At 61.0% G+C, this 19,093-nt stretch carries 19 protein-coding genes; 9 read left to right on the top strand and 10 right to left on the bottom strand.

The features are described from left to right. Window positions 1-4: 4 nt before the first annotated feature. A complete protein-coding gene (locus tag AC07N8_RS05960) occupies window positions 5-1,234 on the top strand; it encodes a hypothetical protein (RefSeq protein ID WP_493142745.1) in 1,230 nt (409 codons plus the stop codon). 113 nt (window positions 1,235-1,347) lie between these two features. Here AC07N8_RS05960 and AC07N8_RS05955 read toward each other — a convergent pair whose 3' ends face one another. From AC07N8_RS05955 to AC07N8_RS05940, 4 genes are all read right to left on the bottom strand, one after another. Next, the gene (locus tag AC07N8_RS05955; protein ID WP_483840650.1) at window positions 1,348-1,725 is read right to left on the bottom strand and encodes a YgaP family membrane protein; all 378 of its coding nucleotides are present in this window, start codon (window positions 1,723-1,725) and stop codon (window positions 1,348-1,350) included. A gap of 91 nt (window positions 1,726-1,816) precedes the next feature. Next, the gene (locus tag AC07N8_RS05950; RefSeq protein WP_008153126.1) at window positions 1,817-2,287 is read right to left on the bottom strand and encodes an RNA methyltransferase; all 471 of its coding nucleotides are present in this window, start codon (window positions 2,285-2,287) and stop codon (window positions 1,817-1,819) included. 163 nt (window positions 2,288-2,450) lie between these two features. Next, window positions 2,451-2,822, bottom strand: a complete 372-nt coding sequence (locus tag AC07N8_RS05945) for a YajD family HNH nuclease (RefSeq protein WP_007898702.1) — start codon at window positions 2,820-2,822, stop codon at window positions 2,451-2,453. 49 nt (window positions 2,823-2,871) lie between these two features. Continuing rightward, window positions 2,872-3,558, bottom strand: coding sequence for a spermidine synthase (locus AC07N8_RS05940; RefSeq protein ID WP_027925870.1), 687 nt, complete (start codon window positions 3,556-3,558; stop codon window positions 2,872-2,874). 95 nt (window positions 3,559-3,653) lie between these two features. On the opposite strand from AC07N8_RS05940, the gene AC07N8_RS05935 reads away from it, so the two are divergent. Continuing rightward, window positions 3,654-3,944 carry a hypothetical protein gene (locus AC07N8_RS05935; RefSeq protein ID WP_483840651.1) on the top strand — a complete coding sequence of 97 codons (291 nt, stop codon included), beginning with the start codon at window positions 3,654-3,656 and terminating at the stop codon, window positions 3,942-3,944. On the opposite strand, the gene AC07N8_RS05930 is transcribed toward AC07N8_RS05935, so the two are convergent. After that, the gene (locus AC07N8_RS05930; RefSeq protein WP_007944003.1) at window positions 3,941-4,414 is read right to left on the bottom strand and encodes a cyclic nucleotide-binding domain-containing protein; all 474 of its coding nucleotides are present in this window, start codon (window positions 4,412-4,414) and stop codon (window positions 3,941-3,943) included. The two genes, AC07N8_RS05935 and AC07N8_RS05930, sit on opposite strands and share 4 nt — an antisense overlap. 217 nt (window positions 4,415-4,631) lie before the next feature. Next, on the bottom strand, window positions 4,632-6,686 hold the full coding sequence (locus tag AC07N8_RS05925) for a S9 family peptidase (protein WP_493142749.1): 2,055 nt from the start codon (window positions 6,684-6,686) through the stop codon (window positions 4,632-4,634). A gap of 247 nt (window positions 6,687-6,933) precedes the next feature. On the opposite strand from AC07N8_RS05925, the gene AC07N8_RS05920 reads away from it, so the two are divergent. Genes AC07N8_RS05920 through AC07N8_RS05910 form a run of 3 tightly spaced genes read left to right on the top strand, consistent with a single transcriptional unit; the run spans window position 6,934 to window position 8,796 of the window. Then, window positions 6,934-7,431: an MFS transporter gene (locus AC07N8_RS05920; protein WP_493142751.1), complete on the top strand. Its 498-nt coding sequence runs from the start codon at window positions 6,934-6,936 to the stop codon at window positions 7,429-7,431. A 33-nt stretch (window positions 7,432-7,464) separates the two neighbouring features. Then, complete coding sequence (locus AC07N8_RS05915) at window positions 7,465-8,241, top strand: class II glutamine amidotransferase (RefSeq protein ID WP_123433917.1); 777 nt, start codon at window positions 7,465-7,467, stop codon at window positions 8,239-8,241. A gap of 12 nt (window positions 8,242-8,253) precedes the next feature. Then, window positions 8,254-8,796, top strand: coding sequence for a DUF2937 family protein (locus tag AC07N8_RS05910; RefSeq protein WP_027925864.1), 543 nt, complete (start codon window positions 8,254-8,256; stop codon window positions 8,794-8,796). Between the two features lie 79 nt (window positions 8,797-8,875). Here the strand turns inward: AC07N8_RS05910 and AC07N8_RS05905 are convergent, their stop codons facing one another. From AC07N8_RS05905 to AC07N8_RS05890, 4 genes are all read right to left on the bottom strand, one after another. Continuing rightward, window positions 8,876-10,990 (bottom strand): TonB-dependent receptor, encoded by a 2,115-nt coding sequence (locus AC07N8_RS05905; protein ID WP_483840654.1) that lies wholly within the window; start codon window positions 10,988-10,990, stop codon window positions 8,876-8,878. 14 nt (window positions 10,991-11,004) lie between these two features. Further along, window positions 11,005-12,216 (bottom strand): MFS transporter, encoded by a 1,212-nt coding sequence (locus AC07N8_RS05900; protein WP_483840655.1) that lies wholly within the window; start codon window positions 12,214-12,216, stop codon window positions 11,005-11,007. Beyond that, on the bottom strand, window positions 12,206-14,128 hold the full coding sequence (locus tag AC07N8_RS05895) for an IucA/IucC family protein (protein ID WP_483840656.1): 1,923 nt from the start codon (window positions 14,126-14,128) through the stop codon (window positions 12,206-12,208). The genes AC07N8_RS05900 and AC07N8_RS05895 overlap by 11 nt, the downstream gene beginning before the upstream one ends. Window positions 14,129-14,239: 111 nt before the next feature. Then, window positions 14,240-15,169, bottom strand: coding sequence for a LysR family transcriptional regulator (locus AC07N8_RS05890; protein ID WP_483840657.1), 930 nt, complete (start codon window positions 15,167-15,169; stop codon window positions 14,240-14,242). Window positions 15,170-15,317: 148 nt separating this feature from the next. Between AC07N8_RS05890 and AC07N8_RS05885 the strand changes: the two genes are divergently transcribed. From AC07N8_RS05885 to AC07N8_RS05870, 4 genes are read left to right on the top strand one after another with little or no spacing between them, the layout of a single operon-like run. Beyond that, window positions 15,318-16,604, top strand: a complete 1,287-nt coding sequence (locus AC07N8_RS05885) for an MFS transporter (RefSeq protein WP_027925862.1) — start codon at window positions 15,318-15,320, stop codon at window positions 16,602-16,604. A gap of 44 nt (window positions 16,605-16,648) precedes the next feature. Continuing rightward, window positions 16,649-17,401, top strand: a complete 753-nt coding sequence (locus AC07N8_RS05880) for a 5-oxoprolinase subunit PxpA (RefSeq protein WP_493142754.1) — start codon at window positions 16,649-16,651, stop codon at window positions 17,399-17,401. Beyond that, window positions 17,398-18,102: a 5-oxoprolinase subunit B family protein gene (locus tag AC07N8_RS05875; RefSeq protein ID WP_493142755.1), complete on the top strand. Its 705-nt coding sequence runs from the start codon at window positions 17,398-17,400 to the stop codon at window positions 18,100-18,102. Before AC07N8_RS05880 ends, AC07N8_RS05875 begins: the two co-directional genes overlap by 4 nt. After that, window positions 18,099-19,025: a 5-oxoprolinase subunit C family protein gene (locus AC07N8_RS05870; protein WP_493142757.1), complete on the top strand. Its 927-nt coding sequence runs from the start codon at window positions 18,099-18,101 to the stop codon at window positions 19,023-19,025. The genes AC07N8_RS05875 and AC07N8_RS05870 overlap by 4 nt, the downstream gene beginning before the upstream one ends. The last annotated feature ends 68 nt before the right edge of the window (window positions 19,026-19,093 follow it).

The following is a 19,093-nucleotide window of genomic DNA, read 5'->3' as shown; positions in this document are numbered from 1 at the left end:
GTGTATGGCTGTGGGATTGCGGCTGGCGTTGGCAGTGGGGCTACTGGCCCTGAGCTCGTCCGTGTGGGCGGCGAAGAAAGTCGATCTGGATTACCACGTGCGTCTGTTGCCGCAAAGCGATCAGGCGGAGGTGCGCTTGACGCTGGCCCAGGGTTCGGCGGTGCGCAGCCTGGATTTTGATCTGGGCGACGGCAGCCACTACAGCGACTTCAAGGCCGACGGCCAATGGCAACTCACGCCGGGCAAATCGGCGCGGGGTATCTGGCATCCCGCCGCCGACAAGGCCAGCCTGACCTACCGCGTGCGCATCAGCCACGGGCGCAAAAACGGCAATTTCGACACGCGCATGACGCCAACCTGGGCGCTGATGCGCGGTGACGATCTGGTGCCGCCTGCCAAACTCGATCAAGAGGACGGCATCGAACTGGTTTCACGCCTTGAGTTCGAGTTGCCCAGCGGTTGGAAAAGCGTCGAAACCGCCTGGCCGCGAATCGGCAAGAACAAATTCCGCATCGATAACGTGTCCCGACTATTCGACCGGCCCACCGGCTGGATGCTCGCCGGCCACCTCGGCAGCCGTCGCACGCGACTGGGGGAGACCGAAGTCACCGTCGCTTCGCCTCAGGGCCAGGGCATGCGCCGCATGGACGTGCTGACCCTGTTGACCTTCGTCTGGCCGCAAGTGCAGGCCGTGTTCCCGCGTCATCCGGGCAAATTGCTGATTGTCGGCGCCAACGACCCGATGTGGCGCGGCAGCCAGGCCGCGCACGAGTCGATCTATCTGAACACGCGTCTGCCGCTGGTCAGCGAAAGCGGCAGCAGCACGCTGGTACGTGAACTGGCGCAGGTATTCGCGCGGATCAACGATAAACAGCGCAGCGAATGGATCAGTGAAGGGTTTGCCGAGTATTACGCCATCGAACTGGTGCGCCGAGCCGGCGGCATGAGCGATGAGCGGTATGAAAGCCTGCATGGCAAGCTGCTCAAGGACAGCCAGAAAGTCACGACCTTGCGCGGCGACCAGATCAGCCCGGCGCAGGTGTCGAAAGCGGTGGTGGTGCTACAGGAGCTGGACCGTGAGATCCGCTTGAAGACGCGTAACAAGCGTTCGCTGGATGATGTGTTGCGCGGGGCGATGCATCTGGAGAGTGTCGATACCAAGGAGTTTGTCCAACTCGCCGAGAGCGTGATTGGCGAGCCTTCCAAGGTCCTCGATACCGAGCTGCTTCAGTAACACCGCCTTCGCGAGCAGGCTCGCTCCCACACAGGATCAATGTCGTACACAAGACCCCATGTGGGAGCGAGCCTGCTCGCGATGATGCCCTAAGCCCCACTACATCTCTTGGATCAAACCCCAGTCTTCGGCGACTTCAACGAATCATTCCCCGTCACCGTAGCCGTGTTGGTCGCTGCCTCGGCATTCGCCTTCAGCTTGCGCAACTCTTCCCCGGCGCGCTCGATCTTCGCCCGCACGTTGTCCATGTCCTGGCGGCTCTTCTCGATCATGCTTTTGACCGAACTGTGCCCGGTAATCCCGCGGGCCAGTACCACACCGCCGATCGCCACCTGAATCAATCCGAAAATCCCGCCGCGACGCAGGCCCTTGCCCATCATCACCACGCCACCGGCCACGGAGCCTGCGCGCTCCCAACCGTAAACGTTGTGCTCGGAACGGCTCTGGAACGGGGTGGATTCAATGCGTTCTACGCGTTTGAGTTCGCTCATGATCTTTCTCCTGGCAGAAAGGCTGCTTCAGTCGTGGATAGTTAAGCTGACTGCCGAGGCGGGCGGCTTGTTCCATCGGATGTGCGTCGAATCAGCGAAATTTCGCCCCGGAACGGGTGTTGAGCCCTTTGGACATGCGGTCGTAGAGCACGACGTTGACGGTGGCCGCCAGGTTCATGCAACCGGTCGTCGGGATGTAGACCACGTCTTCGCACCAGTCACGAATCTCTTTATCCAGCGAGCCGTCTTCCGGGCCGAAAATGTAGAGGGCGCGATCCGGGTGGGTGTATTCCGGCAGGGAGCGGGCGCCTTCGACCAGTTCCACGGCCACCGGCACACAGCCCAGCGGCAGGATTTTTTTCAGGTCGTCGATGCCGATCAGCGGGATGTCGTAGTGGACGCGCTTGGTGTCGGTCACGAAATCGGCGGCGCGTTCATAACGCTTGCCGGTGTAGAACACGGACGCCACGCCATAGCAGCCGGCGGCGCGCATGACCGAGCCGACGTTTTCCGGTGATTTGGGGTTATACAAACCAATGCAGCTGTACCGTTTGTCTGCCACGAGCGGGGTGCCTTCGGGGAAAAAACGGCGATTATACGGGGATTGGGGGAGGGGTGTTCAGTTTGAGATTGGTGGTGTCTGGGCGATCGCCTTCGCGAGCAGGCTCGCTCCCACAGGGGAGCGAGCTTGCTCGCGATGAGGCCAGTGAAGGCACGGAAGATCTTCAGTCTTCTTTCTTCATCAACCCAGCCAACGCCGCAAACGGGTTATGCGTCGCCTTGGCGATTTTCGGCGTGCTCAGCGAGCCTTCGTCGAAATACTGCTGATCGGTATACCGCGAGTGTTCATTGTCGTGGCAATACAGGCACAACAGCTCCCAGTTAGAGCCGTCCTGCGGGTTGTTGTCGTGGTTGTGGTCACGGTGGTGCACGGTCAGCTCGCTCAGGCGCTTGCCGGAAAACTCACGGGCGCAGCGGCCGCACACGTGCGGGTACATCTTCAGGGCCTTGTCGCGGTAGCCCATTTCCTTGTCGCGCTGGTTGTCGGCGAGGATGCGGTCCAACTTCGAAGTGTTGGTCGGGGTGGACGAACTCATGGGTTCACCTTTGTAAAAAGACTAATGACGGTTATGACGTGAGTTTAGCTCAGCCCTTGAGCTTCTCGGCAATCCAGATCGTGTGGCGCGTGCCCTTGTTGCCGTGGGCGAAGACCTGGACTTCTTCGGCCTTGAAACCGGCCTTCTTCAACTTGTCGGAAAACTGCTTGTCGGCGCTGGCCGACCACACCGCCAGCACGCCTTTTGGCCGCAGGGCCTTGGCGCAGGCGCTCAGGCCGCCGGCGGAATAGAGCCAGCTGTTGGCTCGTTGAGTCAGGCCTTCGGGGCCGTTGTCGACGTCGAGCATGATCGCGTCGAAGCCTTGCGGCTCGGCTTGCAACACCTTGGCCACGTCTTCCATGCGGATCACGGTGCGTGGGTCGAGCAGCGGGTTGCCGGCTTTCTCGCCCAGCGGTCCACGGTTCCACTCCACCACTCCAGGCACCAGCTCGGCGACCACCACTTCGGCCGTCTTGCCCAAATGCTTGAGCGCGGAGGCGAGGGTGAAGCCCATGCCCAAGCCGCCGATCAGCACCCGTGAATTCGGCCGGCCGGCCACCTTGCGGCACGGAATCTCGGCCAACGCATCCTCGGAGCCGTGCATGCGGGTGTTCATCAGTTGCCCGCCATCGCCACCTTGGATCTTGATGACGAAATCCTCACCGTATTCGAACAGGCACAGGGCACCGCCGTTTTCAGGGATGGGGGCAGTGTCGAGCAGAACGAAACGTTTCATGGGGCTCTCTTGAGAAGGATTGGCATAAACGGTGAGGGCAAACAGACGCAGTTGGGAGTAGCCTGAAAGTGACAACAAGGCCAACGGAGCCATTGATGAAGCGCACTATTCTAACGGCCATTGCTCTGGCCGCGCTCTCGATTACTGCGGTGCAGGCGCAAATGCTGCAACCCATCCCTGTCAGCCCCGCGCCTACGTCTGGGGCGCCCGGCACCGCGACACCGACGCCGTATCCGCAAATCAGCGCGCCGTCCATGCCCAAAGCCGGGCCGGGCAGTGGTGGGCCGCCGCTGGTGCCGATAGAAATGCCCAGCCCGCCGACGAAGGACCAGCCCGTGCCGGGGATCGAACAAAACCCGTCGAAAGCCAAATCGCCGGGCGGTTAAACCTGCTGCGAAAGTAGTTGCCCGTCGGCCATGCGCAAGCGTTTGGAGAGGGAGACGGCGAGGGCGCGAATGATCTTGGCGGCGATTTTCGGCGCGTCATTGATCATCTTTTCCAGCGAGTCCTTGCCCAGGTTCAGCAACTGGCAATTGCTGGCGGCCACGCAACTGGCTGAACGTCGTTCGCCATCCAGCACCGCCATTTCGCCGAACGAGCGACCACTGCGCAACGTAGCCATGGTCACCAGTTGCCCGTCACCGTTGGTTTTTTGCACCGCGACCTGGCCGGTGTGAATGATGCACATGAAGCTGCCGGCATCGCCCTCGTGGAAAATCTCCTCGCCCTGCGCCACGGTGCTGATGCTGAAATAGCCCGAGGCCGCCGCGAAGTCGACGGGCAGCAATTGGTCGAACAGGCCGCAGTCCATCAGCCAGTCGCGAATTTCGTTGTTCAGTAAGGTCGGTTCTGACATGTCGTCACGGTCTTTTTCTTGTGTCTGTTGCTGTTCGGGGCCTTGGGCTTACTGGTGTTCCATTGTGGGAGCGAGCCTGCTCGCGAAGAGGCCATCACATTCAACATCCGTGTTGAATGACACACCGCTTTCGCGAACAGGCTCGCTCCCACAGGGGATGGAGTAAATGCCGGGGCCCGGGGTCTGGTCTTAAGACCAGCACACCGGGCCAAGTTCCTCAGGCAATCCCCAAAACCTTGAACAAAAATGCGTATTCGAGCGCTACGTCACGCAATCCCTGATATCGACCGCTCATCCCGCCATGCCCGGCACCCAGTTCGGTCTTGAGCAGAAGGGTGTTGCTGTCGGTTTTGGTCGCGCGCAACTTCGCCACCCACTTGGCCGCTTCCCAATACTGCACACGGCTGTCGTTGTAGCCGGCAATCACCAGGGTCGCCGGATAGGCTTGCGCAGTGACGTTTTCGTACGGGGCGTAGGCCTTGATCCGATCATAAACGTCCGGCTCTTGCGGATTGCCCCATTCGTCGTATTCCGTGACGGTCAGCGGCAGGTCCGGGTCGAGCATGGTGTTGAGCACGTCGACGAACGGCACTTCGGCAATCGCCGCACCGAACAACTCCGGCCGCTGATTGAGCACTGCACCAATCAGCAAGCCACCGGCACTGCCGCCGCTGATCGCCAGTTGCGGCGCGGTGGTGAAGCCGTTGGCGATCAAATGCTCAGCACAGGCAATGAAGTCGCTGAAGGTGTTGTGCTTGTGTTCCTGCTTGCCGGCGCGATACCAGGCCTCGCCCAATTCACCGCCGCCGCGCACGTGTGCGATGGCGAAGGCCATGCCGCGATCCAGCAAGCTCAGGCGGGCATGGGAGAACCACGGATCGAGACTTTCGCCATAGGCGCCGTAGCCGTAGAGGTACAACGGCACGGGTTGGCCCAGATGTTCGCGCTTGACCACCAGGCTGATCGGCACCTGCGTACCGTCCGGGGCGCTGGCCCACAGGCGTTGACTGACGTAGGCATCGGCGTCGAACGGGCCGAGCACGGGGGTTTCCTTGAGCACTTTCTGCTCGCCGTTGTTCAGTTCCAGCTGGCGGATTTGCGCCGGTCGGTTCAGGGCTTCGTAGCGCAGGCGGATCCTGTCGCTGACGAACTCCAGGCTGTTCTGGACGTGCAGGCTGTAGGCCGCGTCCGGCAATTGCACGCGATAAGGCGCCAGGCCTTGTGGGTGAACTTCGATGATCGGCAAGCCGCCTTCACGCAGGCTCAGGGTCATGGCGCCGGTGTTCAGGCTCATGCCCTCGATCATCACGCTGTCGCTGTGGGGGATCAGGTTCTGCCAGTCGGCTTCGGTCGGCGCCTCGCCGGTGTCGACGGCGCTGTACAGGGCAAAGTTGATGCCGTCGCGGTTGGTGCGAATGAACCAGGCCCATTGGCCGTCGAGGGCGCCGTGGTCGACGTCGTATTCATGGTCCTCGACCCGTGGTGCCAGGCAGGTGAAGGCCTGATGCGGCACGGCGGCATCAAGTGCCCAGACTTCACTGGTGGTCTTGCTGCCCAGGGACAGCAGCAGTTGCAGTTCGGAGCTGGAGCGGTAGCAATGCAGGAAGAAACGTCCATCCGGTTCATGGAACACTTCTTCGGCGGCTGTACCGTCGAGTCGATAGCGGAACAGTTTGTGCGGGCGATGGGTGTCGTCCAGTTCGCCGAAAAACAGGGTCAGGCTGTCATTGGCCCAGGTCATGCTGCCGTCGCAGTCCTGGAACTCCAGTTCGCTGACGCGACCGTCGGACAATTCCTTCACGAACAGGGTGTAAATCTCATCGCCCGTGGAGTCGATGCTGTAGGCCAGACGCTGGTGGTCCGGGCTGATGCTGAACGCCCCCAAGGAAAAGAAGCCGCCGTTGGCCAGTTCATTCGGGTCCAGCAGCAACTGTTCCCGGCTTTCATCAAGTTGCAGGCTGTCATCGACCGGGCGCGGGCAGCGGTAGTGCCGGGCGTATTCGTCACCGGCGGTGGTCCGCGTGTAATACAGGTACGGGCCCCACGGGGAGGGCAGCGACAGGTCGGTTTCGAGAATCCGGCCCTTGATCTCTTCGAACAGGGTCTCGCGCAGGCCGGCCTGATCGGCGGTCAACGCCTCTTGATAGCTGTTTTCAGCCTTGAGGTAGTCGAGCACCGCGTCGGTGTCGCGCTCCTGCAGCCAGGCATACGGGTCATCGCCGTCAGCCTTGTGGGCAATCGGAGCGGCGGAAACGTTGGCGGATAAGGGCATGGATGGCTCTCGACAAAGTACGAAATTGGGCGCCTGCAGCAGGCATGCAAATCTGGAGGCCTCTGCAAATCCTGTGGGAGCGAGCCTGCTCGCGAAGAGGCCATCACCTTCAACATAAATGTTGAATGACACACCGCTATCGCGAGCAGGCTCGCTCCCACAGGTTCTGTATCTTGACCGACAGGTATTGGGGCAAGCCTGATGGGCGAAAAGTCGTTACTATAAGCGCCTCTTTGCCTGCCTTGCCATGGACACCATGACCGAGAACGACTATCTGATCGCTTGGGGCTTCTACGCCTTTGCCGCTTTTGGCTGCCTGTTGGTGTGGATGCGCTTGACCCGCTGGATGTGGCGCTGGCTGCGCGAGCCGCTGCGGCTGCTGGTGGCTGTCTTGCTATTCAGCCCGACCATCATCGATCCAGTGAAAGATAAAGTCGCGCCGGCCATCGCCATCACGGCGCTCGACCTGCTGTTCAAGGTCGGCAACAACGCCTGGCGGGCGATTTCCGATCTGTTGATGTACGGCATGATCGCCTTCGGCCTTTATCTGGTCATGGTGGCGATCCGCTTCCCCATCGAGCGCGCTTCCAACGCTCGCAAGGAACAGGCAGCCGCCGCCAAGGCAGCGGCCAAAGCCGAAGACCCGGACGATGATCATCCTTTCGGCGGTGCCGGCGATGATCGTTACGGTCGCCCACCGGTGCCGAGCAATCCGCAGCGATTGCGCGTCGAGCCGCGTTTGTAACCTTGCCCCTGCCTTTTCATCGAGAATCCGAGCATGTGTGAGTTATTGGGCATGAGCGCCAATGTGCCGACCGATATCGTGTTCAGCTTCACCGGGCTGATGCAGCGCGGCGGCCGTACCGGGCCGCACCGTGATGGTTGGGGGATCGCGTTCTATGAAGGTCGCGGTCTGCGTCTGTTTCAGGACCCGGCTGCCAGTTGCGAGTCTGAAGTCGCGAACCTGGTGCAGCGCTATCCGATCAAAAGTGAAGTGGTGATCGGGCACATCCGCCAGGCCAACGTCGGCAAGGTCTGCCTGTCCAATACCCACCCGTTCGTGCGCGAGCTGTGGGGGCGCAACTGGTGTTTCGCCCACAACGGCCAACTCGCCGACTTTCAACCGACCGCCAGCTTCTACCGTCCCGTCGGCGATACCGACAGCGAGGCGGCGTTCTGCGATTTGCTCAACCGCGTTCGCGCTGCGTTCCCGGAGCCGGTCGAGGTTGAAAAGCTGCTGCCAGACCTGGTGGCGGCCTGCGCCGAATACCGGAGCAAAGGCGTGTTCAACTGCCTGCTCAGCGACGGTGACTGGCTGTTCTGCTATTGCTCGACCAAATTGGCCCAGATCACCCGCCGAGCGCCTTTCGGCCCGGCGCGCTTGAAGGATGTCGATGTGATCGTCGACTTCCAGGCCGAAACCACGCCCAACGACGTGGTGACGGTGATTGCCACCGAACCCCTGACCGAAAACGAAACCTGGACCCGCTACGAACCGGGCCAATGGAGCCTCTGGCGACGCGGCGAATGCGTCAGCCAGGGCAAGACCGAATAAGGATCTCCCCCGATGTTGCTCAGTTATCTACGGCTGGTGTTGTTTGCGGCGGGCCTGTTGATCGGTGTCCAGGTGCCGGGTTTTATCAATGATTACGCCAAGCGGGTCGAAGCACACCTGATTGAGGCGCAGACCGGTTTGAGCGGTTTCCAGGGTACCGCCAACGAGTTCTTCAAGGGCGACATGCAGGCGCTGGTCGCCCATTACCGCGCCAGCGAAGACCCGATTTTTCGCAGCGATGCCGACAGCCTGAGCAACTTGCTGACCCGCCAACTGGCGTTGGACAAGCAATTCCAGGCCATGCAAGGCCCGTGGTACATCCGCTTCCTGCAAGTGGTATTGGCCGCCGACCCGGACATCCGCAAGGAAACCTGGAATGGCTACAGCTATCAGATCCTGCTGACACCGGAAGCCATGATCTGGGGCATGAGCGGCGCGTTGCTGCTGTCGTTCGGCATTGAATGCCTGTTCCGCTTGATCGACTGGGTGGTGCTGGGTGGCAAACGCCTGCGCCAGAGCCGGCCGATCGAAGATCGGGATGTGCGCGGTTTGTAACTCCGCTGCCGGTTTGCCGGCGATTGCCGCGACACGGTATGTGTGGCAGATCGCATCACTGGCAAACCGGCACCTGTTTTTACCAGTCGACCGAGTAGCTCATGCTCAGCGTGCGGCCTTCGGCGTTGGCGTATGGCGCTCTGGCATTGGCCTGGGTGAACAGGTTCACGTAGGTGCGGTCGGTCAGGTTGAAAATCCCGCCTTCAAGGCGACCGACCGGCAGTTGCACGGAGCCGAGCAGGTCCACCAGCGTATAACCTTCGATGTCGCGTCCGTTGTTGTCCTTGGCGGCAGCGTCGTAACTGGCCAAATGCATGCCTTGCAGGCGCAGGGTGTAGTCGTCTTCGGTGTAGCCGACGAACAGCGTGGTCTTGGCCGGTGAGATACGCGTGGCCGGCAGATCGATCCATTTGCCGTTCTGCTCGGTCTCGCCTTTGGCCCAGGCGTAAGTGCCACCCACCGACCATTGATCGGTCACACGGTAGGTCAGGTTGTTTTCGATGCCGCGAACGCGTTCTTTCTGGTTGATCAGGCGCAATACACGATCAGTGGCATCGTAGAACTGGGTCACGTCCGAGGTGTTTTCATACACCGTGACGTCAGCCTGCCACTGGTCCCAGTCACCGCGCCAGCCCAGCTCGTAGCTGTCGACTTTGATGGCCTGGGCGTTGAGGCTCTGGATGTCGAAGGTGCTGCTGACATCCCGCATGAAGCGCTGGATATCCGGCAGCGAAAACCCCTGGCTGAAATTGGCGAATACGTCCTGGTTTTCACTCAGGTGGTAGACCGCCCCCAGGTTGTACAGCGTGGCGTCGTATTTGAGGGTGTCGCCGGGCAACGTTGCGCGTATACCGGTCTGGACGATCTGACCATAAGCGATGCTGTCAGAGACATCGCTTTCGATCCATTCACGGCGCACACCGCCACGCAAGGTCCAGTCACCGATGTCCCAAGACATCTGCCCGAACAGCGATTTGGTGGTGGTTTCGATGTCCGGCCCCAGCTCGTAGGTGGTGCCGGTCTTGGTGTAGGTCAGGCCTTTGAGTGTGTATTGGTCACCTCGTTGGCGGGAGCGCTCATTATCGTAGTCGGCGCCCCAGACCAGGTTGCCCGTGGCGCTGCCGATGGCCGGCAGCGGCGTGTCGATGGCTGCGCGCAGGCCGTAGACATCCTGGATGCTGTTGTTGTCGGAAATCCCGGCCTTGCCCCGCGACAGGTCCGGGAAGAACAGTGCATCGGCGCGGCGCCAGTAACTTTCCAGTTGCAGGCCCTGACCGTAGAAGTCCTTGTCGGTGTAATTGAGGTTGACCGCCTGATTGTGGGTATAGGGTTGGTCATCCAGTTTCAACCCCTGGACCGCCACGGCTTGCTGCAGGTTTTTCGGGTCTTTGGTGTAGCCAGTGTCCTGCTGATCCTTGTAGTCCTGCAGTGACAGGCTGAGTTTTTTGTCGGCATCCAGTTCGTAACCGAAACGACCTTGCAGGTCATAGGTTTCGGTGTCCATGCTGCTGCCCTGAGAGGTGTCCTGAGGGATGCGGTTGCCGTTGCCGTCGTACTGATCGTTACGCTGGATCAGGTCGGCGGAGACGTACCAGTCCAGGGCATCCTTGCGCCCGGTCGCACTCTGAAAGGCTTCGTAGGCGAAGCCTTTGCTGTTGAGGTTGTTGCCGCTGGTCAGGCCCAGTTTGCTGCTGTAGGCAATGTCCTGGCCCTGATTGCGCTTGGTGATGATATTGATGATGCCGCCTGAAGCACCGGCCCCGTAGAGGCTGCTGGCGCCGGAGACCACTTCGATGCGTTCGACGCTGGCCGGTGTGATGCTGTTGAGCTGGCGGAAGTTGTCGCGCGTGGCGTTCTGCGATACGCCGTCGATCAATACCAGCATGTTGCGCCCGCGCAGGGTCTGGCCGAAGTTGCTCATGCCGCCGCTGGACGGCGCAAGGCCGGGGACCAATTGCCCGAGGATGTCGGAGACCCGGCGACCCGCGCCGCTCTGCTCGCGGATCTGCTGTTCGTCGATCACCTGGACCGAACCTGGAATCGAGGCGATGCTCGCTTCGCTGCGAGTAGCAGAGACGACGGTGGCTTGCATGTTCAAAGTGCCGGGTTGCTGCTCGGTATCCTCGTCGGCCCAGGACTGGGCGCTGAAGGTACCGAGCAGCGGGATCAGCAGGGAGAGTTTGGTTCGGGTCATGATGAGGACTTTTTTTAGTTGTGAGTAGTGTGGGTAGATAAGGTCGAGCGGTCAGGTTTGGCGTTGAATGATCGGACCCAGCGGATCCCGATGGCGGCTACGGCGTAGGTCAGCGCCACCAGCCAGAAACTGTGGGCCAATCCGACCAGCCCCATGCCGACTCCGCCGAGAACGGCACCGAGCAGAGCGCCAGCCTTGGCCGCGCTGTTGCCGAGGCCCAGCGCAAAGCCCTGTTGGGTGGCGGTTACGGTGTTGGCGATCAGTGCATAAGCCACCGGCAGCAGGGCGCCTTGCCAGATGCCCCAGATGAGTCGACTGACGAGAAACCCCAGCCATTCGTTGGCCAATGCCGTAGCCGCCAGCGTCAGGGCACACAGCCAGGCCACGCCTTCGATGACGCGCAAGGTGTAGGCCGGCTGCCAGCGGTCGAACAGGTGTCCCCACAGCGGTGCGGAAATGGCCAGGGTCGCGGCACTTGCCGCGTAGGTGGCGCCGATCAGCCAGCTTGGGGCATGCAAAATGTTCGCGACGTACAGCGCGTAGAACGGCTGCGGGATCATCTTCGCGGCCTGAATCAACACGATCACCAGCAGGATTCCACGGAGCCAGTCTTTGGGCAGGGCAACCGGTTCAACCGGTTTTTTCTCCGAGGTCCGAGCCTTGTCGGCCGGCAGGAAAAAACTCCCCAGGGTGCACAGCAGGCAAATCGCCGCCGCGCCATAACAGAGCAGGGCAAATCCCGAGACGTCCATCAACCAGCCGCCCAGTACCGGGCCAATCAACGAGCCGACGGCAGTCGCCGATTGCAGACGGGCCAGGGTGTGACCCCGTCTGGAACTGTCGCAGCAGGCCAAGGCATAGGCTTGCGCGGCGGCGAGAAACCCGGCCAGCGCGCCTTGCATCACGCGAATGCCCACCAGCAGCCACGGGTCGGGGGTGATGGCCGCCAACCCTTGGCACAGCGCGAGTGCCAGCAACGCCCGAACAATCATCGGTTTGTGTCCGGTACGATCACCCAACCGGCCCCACATGGGCGTCAGGAACATGGCGGCCAGCATGGGACCGGCATAAACCATCGCGGATAACAGCGCGGTGTAGCCGGCGCCCTCCGGCCCGAGCAGATGCTGGATCTGCAGGGGCCAGAACGGGCCGCTCATTTCCATGGCACCCATGGAAACCAACTGGATAACGATCAGCAGTCGCAAGGCGCGACTATCAGCGAGCATGTGTGATCGGGCGTAGCGGGTTACTCAGGCGTCCGACGATGTCGGCGTGACTGTCGAGCAGGCGCATGCGCAGGAACGATTTGGCGGGCCAATCCTGTTCCAGCAAGGCCTGGCGCTCGCTTTCCCAACGTGCCGGTTCAACGCGCTCGCGCAAGGTCTCGAAGCACTGTGCAACGTGCGCTGCCAATCGCTCCCAAAGGATATTTTCTGGCACATTCCAGTGGCGGGCACAGAGCAAAGTCAGCTCACCAAGGTGGCACATGAACGTGGTGTGCAGGAGTTTGTCGCGGACAAAACCGGAGTCGTCATACAGGGTCATTTTCGGATCGTGCAACTGGAGATCCAGGCCCTTGCCGTGCAGGGTTTTGCGATCGATACGAACGTCGCCAAAGTCACGCAATAGCAGCCGATTCAACTGCCCGTCAGCACCCATCACCATGAAACTGTTTTGCTGGTGCGCTTCGAACGCTACGCCATACATCAGGTAAATACCCAACAGACTCGGTACGGCAATCGACAGGTAATCATCGAAGAACGCCAGCATAGCCTCGCTGTCGTCACGACCCTGAGCCAGTCTTATCCAATCACGCAGCAACGGTTGTTCGAATTCGTTGACGGCGAACAGGCTGCCGACCGGCACCGCCAACTCGCCTTCTTGCAGCAGGGTAAGAGGGTTGTCGCGATACAGCACAGCTGCATGCCGGGAGCGCTCGTCATCGGCCGGTTGCGGCGCGTAGTGCACGCCGATGCGCTCCGGGACGATGTTCAGCAAACGCTGAATCTGCGGCTCCTGATCGAGGATCTTCAGTATCAGTTGGCTGATGCGCGGCCCCATGCGGGCCGAGCGCGGGGACACGGTACGCTGCACACTGGTCAGTCGCAAAGCCACCGGCAGTTTGACCATCGGAGCAACGCGGCTGGCGTCCGGCAGGACCGTGCGAAAGGACATGGTCGGGTGGCCGGTAAAAGCGACGATGTCAGTGACGATCAGCAGGTTGTCGGCGATCTCATTGGCGAACGAATTCGCCAATTCTTCATGGGCTTGCCATGGGTGCGACGGGAGCGGGAGGTAGTCCTTTACGTCCAGGCCCAGTTGCTGCAAATGGCGCTGTAATTGTTCGGCGGCCTGTGGGAAGTGACCTTGCCACCAATCCCAGTAATCGGCGGTACCCGACAGCACTTCGACGTGTGCGTACTGGCGATGCAGGGCGCACAGCACAATCGGAAAACTCGCTTCGAATTCCGGCGAGAAGGCGATGACTTGAGCTGCGCTCAAACCCAGCTTGGTCTTGTAGTTCGGGTGCCACGGATGGCCGAGAGTGCCCCACTGCTCAAGCAGTGACGTAGGGTTCTGATGGCAGGTGCCGGCTTTGAGCCAGGCGAGCAGGTTGTCGTCGTGTTCGGTGTCGATCTGCTCTCTCAGGCGTTCGGTCCATCCATGGTGGAACGCCAGGCACAGGGTGTCGTTGCTGAAGCTGTCATCCAGTTCCAGGGCCAGACGCTCCAGTACCTGCGGTGAGGCTTGCGGGTTGAGTTGAGTGCTGAGGTGAGCGAGCAATTCGCTGGGCAGCTGGATTTTGTGGGGCAGTCTGCCGGGGGTATGCAGGACGATGCTGCCGCGCACGTCCCAGCTGTTCATTCGGGTGCCAGACAGGTGCTCGAAGCACAGGTGCGAGCCATCGCCAAGCGGCAGCCAGCAATGGCTATTGTCGTCGTATTCGCAAGCGTCGGGGTTGATCAGACCTTCACGAAACAGCGCCTGGATCAGGCGTTGAAAGCAGCGCTGGGCGGCGGGCTCCAGCGCATTGCTCAAATGGTCGAGGGTGATCCGGTGGGACTGGAAAGCCTGAGTGCCGAGGGCTTCGCTCCAGTGAGCGAGCAATAGCTGCTGTTTTTGCGTGTAGGCGCGCATCAAGTCCGGTTCCTTGTGGACAGTTGGTTAGCTGAAAGCGCGCAGAGAATACCTCCTTGAAAAAATAACGCAAATGATAGTGGTTCAGATTTATAAAATAGGAAATTTCCTTCAGATTCTGGCTGCCGGGGTGCTCAAGACGATGTAATGCTCGCCCACTTTCTGCGCATAGCGCTCCACGACGTGCTGACACAACGCCACAATCTCCTCGACCCACTCAACGCCCGTGCGCCACGACACCACCACCTGCAAATCCGGTGGTCGTTGATCAATGCCCAGCAGCGTCAGTTCCCCGCGTGCCAGTTCCTCGGCCACCAGCACCGGCGGCAGCGCGCCAATGCCGAAACCATCGCGCAACAGGCGGGTAATCGCCGACACCGAGTTCACGCAGTTCAGGCGTGGCGTCATCACGCCATTGGCCTGCATCAGGGCGAGCACCTCTTGATGCGGATGGGAGTTTTTCGAATAGGTAATGATCCGCTCGCGCGCCAGATCGGCAATGCCAGAGTACTCGCGGTTGTAGAGAGAATTGCTCGCCGCGATCCAGCCCATGGGATGACTCGCCAGCTCGAGGCTGCGCACGCTTTCCTGGCGCATCAGGTCGGTTTGCAAAATCAGATCGAGAAAGCCTTTTTGCAGCTGATCGCAGAGGTTGAGCGAGGTATCGGCCACCAGTTCGATTTCCACCAACGGATAAAGGTCCGTCATTTGTGCCACCAGCGGGCTCAGCCAGGTGTGGATTACTGTGTCCATGACGCCGATCCGCACCCGTCCGACCTTGCTCGAACGGGTCTCGATCGACTGTTTGAGCGCCTGCATGGTGTCCATCATCTGCTCGGCATAGTCGAGCACCTTCAGGCCCTCGGGCGTCAGGCTGACGCCGCGTGAATCGCGCAAAAACAGCTTCACCCCCAACTCGTTTTCGAGCACGGCGATGCGGCTGGATATCGAGGCCTGGGTGGTGAAGAGCTTGTCGGCGGTCAGGCGAAAACTCTTGAGTCGGGCGACCCAGACAAAGGTCTCGAGAAACTTCAGATTCATGGGATCAACTTTTTCTTATGCCTAAGCCCGGTTTTTATTAGTTGGACGCGACAGGGCCAGGAACCCAAAAATCGGCGCATCCGGTTCCCACGATAGGCGTCGTCGGGGCTCAGAACAATACCAATAAAAACTAGCGCGGAGATTTGCCATGAGTGCGCCCGACACGCTCGACATCCCCAAAACCACGGCTCGCCCGGGACCATTCGACTGGTACCGCAACATCAATCAGCAGGAACGCCGCACCTTCTGGAGCTGCAAGATCGGCTATGGCCTGGACGGCATGGACACCCAGATGCTCAGCTTCGTGGTGCCGACCCTGATTGCCATGTGGGGCATCACCACCGGCGAAGCCGGGCTGATTCACACCAGCACCCTGATCGCCTCGGCCATTGGCGGTTGGGTGGCCGGGATACTTTCGGACCGCATCGGTCGTGTGCGCACCCTGCAACTGACGGTGCTGTGGTTCGCCTTCTTCACCTTCCTCTGCGGCTTCGCGCAAAACTACGAGCAACTGCTGATCAGCCGCACCCTGATGGGCTTCGGTTTCGGCGGCGAATGGACCGCCGGCGCGGTGCTGATGGGCGAAGTGATTCGCGCCAAGGACCGTGGCAAAGCGGTGGGCATGGTGCAATCGGGCTGGGCGCTGGGGTGGGGGCTGACGGCGATTCTGTATGCGCTGCTGTTCTCGGTGTTGCCACCGGAAGACGCCTGGCGTGCGCTGTTCATTCTCGGCATCGTGCCGGCGATTTTTGTGATCTTCGTGCGTCGCCTGGTCAAGGACCCGGAAATCTATCGCGAGGCCAAGGCCAGGCAGGAACCGAGCAACCCGGCAAAGTTCTACGAGATTTTTGCCCCGGGCATCCTCTTCACCACGATTCGCGCTTCGGTGCTGACCACCGGTGCACTGGGCGGTTACTACGCGATTACTTCATGGTTGCCGACGTTTCTGAAGAACGAACGGGGCTTGAGCGTACTCGGCACCGGCGGTTATCTGGCGATGGTGATCGTCGGTTCCTACGTCGGTTACGTCATCAGCGCGTACTTGACTGACATTCTCGGCCGCAAGAAGAACTTCATCCTGTTCGCTGTGGGTTCGTTCACCATCGTGTTGCTCTACACCCAACTGCCGGTCAGCAATGGCGTGATGCTCTGGCTGGGTTTCCCGCTGGGTTTCTTCGCCTCGGGGATCTTCAGTGGCATGGGGGCGTTTTTGACTGAACTGTTCCCAACGCGGATTCGCGGCTCGGGCCAGGGTTTTTGCTACAACATTGGTCGGGCACTGGCGGCACTGTTTCCGCTGCTGATCGGTTTGCTCAGCCAGAAGGTGCCATTGAGCGTCGGTATCGGGGCGTTTGCGGCGGTGTCTTACGGCGTAGTGATCCTCGCCGCGCTGAGCCTGCCGGAAACCCGTGGCAAACAACTGGATGCGCAGTAATCTGCCTACATCTGACAAGAACAATGCCTACAGGAGTGTTCACCGTGAACCGCCTGCTATTGAACTGCGACATCGGCGAGAGTTTCGGCAACTGGACCATGGGTCTGGACGCCGAGGTCATGCCCTTCATTGATTGCGCCAACATTGCCTGCGGCTTTCACGCTGGCGATCCGAGCATCATGCGCAAGACCGTCAGCCTGGCGCTGAGCAACGGCGTGCAGATCGGCGCGCACCCGGCCTATCAGGATCTGGTCGGTTTCGGCCGGCGCTCCATGGCGTACACCGCCCAGGAACTCCAGGACATCCTGCATTACCAGATTGGCGCCCTCGACGGTGTTTGTCGGGCCCAGGGCGGACGTGTCAGCTACGTCAAACCCCACGGCGCGATGTACAACGACATGATGGCCAACCCGGCGCAATTGCGTGCGGTGCTTCAGGCCGTAGCGGCGTACGACCGCAGCTTGCCGCTGATGTTGATGGCCACCCGTGACAACAGCGCCGCGCAGCAACTGGGCGATGAATATGGCGTGACCTTGTGGTTTGAAGCCTTCGCCGACCGCGCCTACGACAGTGCGGGCATGCTGGTTTCACGGCAACTGCCGGGCGCTGTGCATCATGACCCCGAGAAAATCATCGAACAGGCGCTGACCATCGCCCGTGGCGACCACCTCACCGCCAGCGATGGTAGCGCGTTGCATTTGCAAGCCAATACTCTGTGCGTGCACGGCGACAACGCCAGCTCGGTCGCCGCCGTGCGACGGATCCGCGAAGCCCTTGATCTGCAGAGCGCACCATGAAACTGCGGGTGGAAGTGGTGGCGCTGGATTGCCTGATGGTGCGTCTGTTCGATGAGATCAGCGAGGCCAACATGCCGTGGATGCTAGCGGCCAGCGAAAATCTGCGGGCGGCGTTCGGCGGGCATCTCATCGATTTGGTGCCGTCCTATACGACGTTGATGGTGCATTACGACTTGACCGCGCTGAACCCGGCGCAGGCGCGGGAATTGATCGCCCAGGCGTTGATCGATCTATCGCCCAATACCCGCACCGGCGGTCAATGCCATGTGCTGCCGGTCTGGTATGACCTGAGTGTCGGCCCGGAGCTGAGCCTGTTGTCGCAGCGCAGCGGGTTGGCGGTGCAGGAGGTGATCCGTCGTCACAGCGGACGCGAGTACCAGGTGTTTGCCTTGGGCTTCGCGCCGGGTTTCGCCTTCATGGGATTGGTCGAGGAAGTGCTCGCCGCGCCACGCCTGAATACCCCGCGCAAAAAAGTCGCGGCCGGCAGCGTCGGCATTGCCGAGCGCCAGACCGCCGCCTATCCGGTGGTATCCCCGGGCGGCTGGAACCTGATCGGTCGTACCCCGAGCAAACTGTTCGACCGGGAACGCGATGGCTACAGCCTGATGCAACCGGGCGACACGGTGCGCTTTGAAGCCGTTAGCCATGCTGAATTCATCCATCTGGGCGGTGACGACACGCCATTGGAGGCGCAGGCATGAGCCGCTTATCAATAGAGGCAAGTACACCGCTGTGCCTGCTGCAGGATGCCGGTCGTTTTGGCGTGCGGCATCTGGGCGTGACCCAGGGCGGCGGGCTGGATTGGCGTTCAATGTCCTGGGCTAACTGGCTGTTGGGCAATGACCTGAATGCGCCGGTGATTGAAATCACCCTCGGCGGTTTCACCGTGGTGGCCGAAGAGGATTGCGTGCTGGCGCTCGCCGGGGCCGATCTGGGAGCTCAAATCGACGGCCAGGCGCTGGCGCCATGGCGCAGTTTTCGGCTGCATAAAGGCCAGCTATTGCAATTCACCCAACCGCTGCTCGGGGCTCGGGCTTATCTCGCTGCGCCGGGCGGATTTGATGCGCCAAGCGTCCTGGGCAGCCGTTCGACGGTCGTGCGTGAGGAACTGGGCGGTCTGGATGGGCGGGGCCGGGCGTTGGCCAAAGGTGCGCAGTTGAGCTATGCCGGGAGTGCGCTGCTCCTGTTGCGGGAGTTACCGGCGGAAAATCGACCGGACTTCTCCGATGATTCGCCGCTGGATCTGGTGCTGGGCGCACAGATCGGCGAGTTCGGCGGGCAGAGTGCGTTCGACGCGTTCAACAGTGTGTGGACCCTCGACAGCCGCGCGGATCGAATGGGCATTCGCCTGCTGGGTACGGCGTTGCAGTACCAGGGAAAACCGATGATTTCCGAAGGCATCCCGCTCGGCGCGGTGCAGGTGCCGCCGGACGGACAGCCGATTGTGTTGCTCAATGATCGGCAGACCATTGGCGGCTATCCGCGACTGGGGGCGTTGACGCCGCTGGCGTTGGCGCGGCTGGCGCAGTGCTTGCCGGGGGCGAAGGTGCGGTTGCGGCCGGTGGTGCAGGAGGTGGCGCATCGCGAGCAGGTCGAGTATCTACATCGATTCCTGAAAAGCTAAAAGCTTCGCGAGCGGGCTCGCTCCCACAATGGATCTATGTCGTACACAAGACCCCATGTGGGAGCGAG

The organism is Pseudomonas sp. GW821-FHT10C09 (genome assembly GCF_059415465.1).
The sequence above is the reverse complement of the archived record's forward strand: the minus strand, read 5'-3'. Positions and strand labels throughout refer to the sequence as shown.

Coding starts and splice junctions, on each gene's coding strand:
- AC07N8_RS05915 (WP_123433917.1), top strand. CDS start 7,465: ATGTGTGAGTTATTGGGCATGAGCGCCAATGTGCCGACCGATATCGTG.
- AC07N8_RS05900 (WP_483840655.1), bottom strand. CDS start 12,216: ATGCTCGCTGATAGTCGCGCCTTGCGACTGCTGATCGTTATCCAGTTG.
- AC07N8_RS05940 (WP_027925870.1), bottom strand. CDS start 3,558: ATGAAACGTTTCGTTCTGCTCGACACTGCCCCCATCCCTGAAAACGGC.
- AC07N8_RS05910 (WP_027925864.1), top strand. CDS start 8,254: ATGTTGCTCAGTTATCTACGGCTGGTGTTGTTTGCGGCGGGCCTGTTG.
- AC07N8_RS05955 (WP_483840650.1), bottom strand. CDS start 1,725: ATGAGCGAACTCAAACGCGTAGAACGCATTGAATCCACCCCGTTCCAG.
- AC07N8_RS05920 (WP_493142751.1), top strand. CDS start 6,934: ATGGACACCATGACCGAGAACGACTATCTGATCGCTTGGGGCTTCTAC.
- AC07N8_RS05925 (WP_493142749.1), bottom strand. CDS start 6,686: ATGCCCTTATCCGCCAACGTTTCCGCCGCTCCGATTGCCCACAAGGCT.
- AC07N8_RS05885 (WP_027925862.1), top strand. CDS start 15,318: ATGAGTGCGCCCGACACGCTCGACATCCCCAAAACCACGGCTCGCCCG.
- AC07N8_RS05890 (WP_483840657.1), bottom strand. CDS start 15,169: ATGAATCTGAAGTTTCTCGAGACCTTTGTCTGGGTCGCCCGACTCAAG.
- AC07N8_RS05960 (WP_493142745.1), top strand. CDS start 5: ATGGCTGTGGGATTGCGGCTGGCGTTGGCAGTGGGGCTACTGGCCCTG.
- AC07N8_RS05930 (WP_007944003.1), bottom strand. CDS start 4,414: ATGTCAGAACCGACCTTACTGAACAACGAAATTCGCGACTGGCTGATG.
- AC07N8_RS05935 (WP_483840651.1), top strand. CDS start 3,654: ATGAAGCGCACTATTCTAACGGCCATTGCTCTGGCCGCGCTCTCGATT.
- AC07N8_RS05905 (WP_483840654.1), bottom strand. CDS start 10,990: ATGACCCGAACCAAACTCTCCCTGCTGATCCCGCTGCTCGGTACCTTC.
- AC07N8_RS05875 (WP_493142755.1), top strand. CDS start 17,398: ATGAAACTGCGGGTGGAAGTGGTGGCGCTGGATTGCCTGATGGTGCGT.
- AC07N8_RS05945 (WP_007898702.1), bottom strand. CDS start 2,822: ATGAGTTCGTCCACCCCGACCAACACTTCGAAGTTGGACCGCATCCTC.
- AC07N8_RS05895 (WP_483840656.1), bottom strand. CDS start 14,128: ATGCGCGCCTACACGCAAAAACAGCAGCTATTGCTCGCTCACTGGAGC.
- AC07N8_RS05870 (WP_493142757.1), top strand. CDS start 18,099: ATGAGCCGCTTATCAATAGAGGCAAGTACACCGCTGTGCCTGCTGCAG.